The sequence below is a fragment of the Pseudomonas sp. S8 genome (genome assembly GCF_050473925.1).
Taxonomy (GTDB): Bacteria; Pseudomonadota; Gammaproteobacteria; order Pseudomonadales; family Pseudomonadaceae; genus Aquipseudomonas; species Aquipseudomonas parakoreensis.
The window spans coordinates 769,130-774,367 of sequence record NZ_JBFDVZ010000016.1; the positions used below are offsets into that span (position 1 = coordinate 769,130).

1 pseudogene is annotated in these 5,238 nt (G+C 64.9%); it reads left to right on the forward strand.

The window, feature by feature from the left end:
- Nucleotides 1-5: 5 nt before the first annotated feature.
- Nucleotides 6-4,994, forward strand: a pseudogene (locus AB1J88_RS04925) (amino acid adenylation domain-containing protein); the annotation flags it as partial.
- Nucleotides 4,995-5,238: the final 244 nt, after the last annotated feature.

The following is a 5,238-nucleotide window of genomic DNA, read 5'->3' on the forward strand; positions in this document are numbered from 1 at the left end:
CGACGCCCCTTCAGCAACGTATCGAAGCGCAGGCGACGCTACGGCCGCAGGCGCTGGCGGCGGTTGAGCAAGGGCAAGGCCTGACCTATGCCGAACTCAATCAACGCGCCAACGCGCTGGCTCATCATCTGCTCGATCTCGGGGTGCGCCCGGATGACCGGGTGGCGATCGTTGCCTGGCGCGGGCTCGACACGCTGGTCGGACTGTTGGCGATCCTCAAGGCTGGCGCCGCGTATGTACCGCTGGATCCGGCGCATCCAGCCGAGCGCCTGAGCTACCTGCTGGAGGACAGCGCGCCCATCGCGGTGCTGACCCAGCGCGCGCTGCGCGGGCATTTGCCGGCGTTGTCGGTGCCGGTGATCGAGCTGGATCAGCCGAGTTGGTCGGCTGGCCGGGTCGACGCGCCGAAGGTGCCGGGGCTGACCCCGGCCAACCTCGCTTATGTGATTTATACCTCCGGCTCGACCGGCCTGCCCAAGGGGGTGATGGTCGAGCACCGCACCCTGTGCAATCTGGTCGATTGGCACGCTGATGTCTTCGACCTGCATGCCGGCAGCCATACCTCAAGCCTGGCCGGTTTCGGTTTCGATGCGATGGCCTGGGAAGTCTGGCCGGCGCTGTGCGTGGGCGCGACCCTGCACCTGGCGCCGGCCAGCGAGGGCAGCGAAGACATCGATGCGCTGCTCGACTGGTGGCGTGCGCAGCCGCTGGACGTGAGTTTTTTGCCGACGCCGATCGCCGAATACGCGTTCAGCCGCCAGCTCGATCACCCGACGTTGCGCACGCTGCTGATCGGTGGCGATCGCCTGCGCCAGTTCCCGCGTCAGCCATCGTTCGAAGTGATCAACAACTACGGCCCGACCGAAGCTACCGTGGTGGCGACCTCGGGGCGCATCGACGCCGGGCAGGCGCTGCACATCGGCAAACCGGTGAGCAACGCCACGGTGTATCTGCTCGACGAGCAGCAGCAACCGGTGCCGCTGGGCGTGACGGGCGAGTTGTACGTCGGCGGGGCCGGGGTGGCGCGCGGTTACCTGAACCGCGCAGAGCTGAGCGCTGAACGCTTCCTGCGTGATCCGTTCAGTGCTGAACCGGGCGCGCGCCTGTACCGCACCGGCGACCTCGCGCGGTGGCGCGCCGACGGCAATCTGGAGTATCTGGGGCGCAACGATGATCAGGTGAAAATCCGTGGCATCCGGATCGAGCCGGGGGAGATCGAGAGCGCACTCACCAGCCATCCAGCGGTGCGCGAAGCGGTGGTGCTGGTGCGCGACGGACAATTGCTGGCGTGGTTCACCGAGCGGGCGCCGTTGAACATCAATGAACTGCACGCACACCTGAAAACCCGCCTGAGCAGCGCCATGCTGCCGAACGCCTATGTGCGTCTGTCGGCGCTGCCGCTGACCGCCAACGGCAAGGTCGATCGCAAGGCACTGCCGGCGCCCGGGCCGGACGATCTGATCCGCCGCGAATACGAGGCACCCCAAGGCGAGGTCGAAATCGCCCTGGCGCAGATCTGGGCCGAAGTCCTGCAAGTCGAACGGGTCGGGCGTCATGACCATTTCTTCGAACTCGGCGGGCATTCGTTGCTGGCGGTGATCTTGATCGAACGCATGCGTCAGCTCGATCTGAGCAGCGACGTGCGCGTGCTGTTCAGCCAGCCGACGCTCGCTGCACTGGCCGCTTCGGTCGGCAGCGGTCGGGAAATCGAAGTGCCGGCCAACCGCATCACTGCCGATTGCACCCATATCACTCCGGCAATGCTGCCGCTGGTGCAACTGCAGCAGGCGGACATCGAGCGGATCGTCGCCAGCGTTCCGGGGGGCGCCGCCAATGTGCAGGACATCTACCCGCTGGCACCGTTGCAGGAGGGGATTCTCTACCACCACATCACCGCTGAGCAGGGCGATCCGTACCTGCTGCAGTCGCAACTGGCGTTCGACAGTCTTGAGCGCGTCGAGGCCTTCGCTGCGGCGCTGCGCGAGGTCATGGCGCGCCACGACATTCTGCGCACTTCGGTGCTCTGGGAAGGCCTGAACACCCCGGTGCAGGTGGTGTGGCGCGCGGCAATTCTGCCGTTGCAGGAGGTCGAGCTGGACCCGGCCGACGGCCCGGTCATCGAGCAGTTGCACGCGCGCTTCAACGCCCGGCGTTATCGCCTCGACGTCAGCCAGGCGCCTCTGATGCGCCTGGTGTATGCCCGTGATCCGGCGCTGGATCGGGTGGTGGGGATTCTGCTGTTCCATCACCTGGCCATGGATCACATCGCTTTGGAGGTGATGCGCGGCGAGATGCAGGCCAGTCTGTCGGGGCAGGTCGTGGCGCTGGCGCCGCCGGTGCCGTATCGCAATTACGTGGCGCAGACGCGGCTGGGCGTCAGCGAGCAGGAACACGAGGCGTTTTTCCGTGAGCAACTGGCGGACATCGACGAGCCGACCCTGCCATTCGGCCTGCAGGAAGTGCAGGGCGACGGACGCGGCATCGACGAAGCGCAGCAGGCGTTGCCGGCTGACGTCTATCAGCGTCTGCGCACCCAAGCACGACAGGCCGGGGTCAGTGTGGCGAGCCTGATTCATCTGGCTTGGGCGCGGGTGCTGGCGGCGACGTCTGGCCAGCAGCGTGTGGTGTTCGGCACGGTGCTGATGGGGCGTATGCAAGGCGGCGAGGGCGCTGATCGGGCCTTGGGCGTGTTCATCAACAGTTTGCCGTTGCGCATCGATGTCGATGCCGGGGTGCTGGACGCCGTGCGCGCCACCCACGCGCGGCTGACCGCGCTGCTCGGGCATGAGCACGCGTCGCTGGCACTGGCCCAGCGCTGCAGTGGCGTCGCTTCGCCGTCGCCGTTGTTCAGCGCGCTGCTCAACTACCGGCACAGTGACGAAGCCGAATTGCTGGAGCCGTCGCGGCAAGCCTGGCAAGGCATTGAAACCCTGGCCAACGAAGAGCGCACCAACTATCCGCTGACCATGAGCGTGGATGATTACGGCAACGGCTTGCGCCTCACCGGCAGGGCCGTGGCGCAGATTGGCGCGCAACGGATTTGCGGCTACATGCAAACCGCGTTGCACGGTTTGCTGCAGGCCCTGGAACAGACACCGCAGCAGCCGTTGAACCGCTTGCCGATCCTGCAAGCCGAAGAGCTGCAACGCTTGCTGATCACGTTCAATGCCACTGAGGTCGATTGTCCGCTGGGTCAGCCGTTGCACAGGTTGTTCGAAGCACAGGTGCGGCGTAAGCCGGACGCCATCGCGCTGCAATCCGCGCAGGGAACCCTGACTTACCTTGAGCTCAATCAGCGCGCCAATCGTCTGGCCCATCACCTGCGTGAACTCGGCGTGCAACCGGACTCGCGCGTAGCAATCTGCGTCGAGCGCGGACTGGATCTGGTGGTCGGTCTGCTGGGGATTCTCAAGGCCGGCGGCGCTTATGTGCCGCTGGATCCGGACTATCCGCTGGAGCGCCTGAACTACATGTTGCAGGACAGCGCGCCTGTCGCACTGTTGGTGCATGGCCCCACACGGCAATTGCTGGGTGAGCCGGGTGTGCCGCTGATCAATCTGGATCACGGCAGTTGGGAGCGGCAGCCGTCAGACAATCTGCAGGTGCCGGGCCTGAGTGCTTCGAACCTCGCCTACATGATCTACACCTCGGGCTCCACCGGGTTGCCGAAAGGCGTGATGATCGAGCATCGCAGTGCCTGCAACATGGTGCATTGGGGTTCGCAGCTCAGTCCGCCGACCGAACACGGTGCGCTGCTGCAAAAAGCGCCGTTCAGCTTCGACAGTTCGGTGTGGGAGATCTTCTGGCCGCTGTGTTCCGGGATGCGTCTGGTACTGGCGCGACCGGACGGCAACCGCGATTCGGCCTATGTGGTGCAGACCATTCGTGAGCAGCAGGTCACCGTAGTCAAATTCGTTCCGGCGCTGTTGCAGCAGTTCATCGAGCAGGACGATGTCGAGCAGTGCACCAGCCTGACCGATGTACTCAACGGTGGTGGCGAACTCAGTGCAGCGCTCGCGCGTCAGGTGCGGACACGCCTGCCGTGGGTGCGTTTGCACAACGTTTATGGCCCGACCGAAACCACGGTGGACAGCACCGGCTGGACGCTGGAGCCGGACATGCCGGTGCCGGACAACGTGGTGCCAATCGGTAAGGCATTGAGCAACACCCGTCTGTATGTGCTCGATGCCTACGGTCAACCGGTACCGCAAGGCGTCAGCGGTGAGTTGCACATCGGCGGCGTTGGCGTGGCGCGCGGTTATCACCGACTGCCGGAGATGCAGGCTGAGCGCTTCATCGACAGCCCGTTTGTGCCGGGGGATCGGCTGTATCGCACGGGAGATCTGGCGCGCTACAACAATCACGGCGAGCTGGAGTTCCTTGGTCGCAACGACTTCCAGATCAAGCTGCGTGGTTTGCGTCTGGAGCCGGGAGAAATCGAGGCACGGTTGATCGAACATCCGGCGATTCGCCAAGCGGTGGTGATGGTGCGCGATGAGCGTCTGGTGGCCTGGTACACCGTGCGCGCCGGCATCGACGCGCCATCGTTGGAAACCTTGCGCGGGCATGTGCTGGAGCGTTTGCCCGAGTACATGGTGCCCGGCGCGTTTGTGCTGCTCGACGCTTTGCCACTGACACCGAACGACAAGATCGACCGCAAGGCCCTGCCGGAACCGGGGGCCGATGCCGTCATCAACCGGCCTTACGTGGCGCCCGAGGGTGAAGTCGAAACCGCGCTGGCGCAGATCTGGGGCGAGGTGCTTGGCGTCGAGCAGGTCGGACGGCACGACAATTTCTTCGAACTCGGCGGGCACTCGTTGCTGGCGGTGAGTCTGGTGGCGCGCATGCGTCAGAGCGGTTTGCACACCGACGCCCGGGCGCTATTCAGCCAGCCGACGCTGGCGGCACTGGCGCTCAGCACCACGCCCGAGGCGCAGCAAGTGTTGATCCCGCCAACCACCATCCCGAGCCTCGCCCGCAAACGCCGGCTCTGACCCAAACCCCTGTAGGAGCTGCCGCAGGCTGCGATCTTTTGATCTTGCTGTTAGAAGCCAAATCAAAAGATCGCAGCCTGCGGCAGCTCCTACAGGCTGATTGCGGCGACCGAGCCGGACGCTTGTCCCCGCTTCCCATGTCAGCCCCGCAAGCCCCGATGTTTTAGTTTTTCCAGGCTGCGCACAGCAGGCACGGACTCGCCGCTGCGCGCTCCTTTTTCTCGTATTTACAGCAGGTTATCCC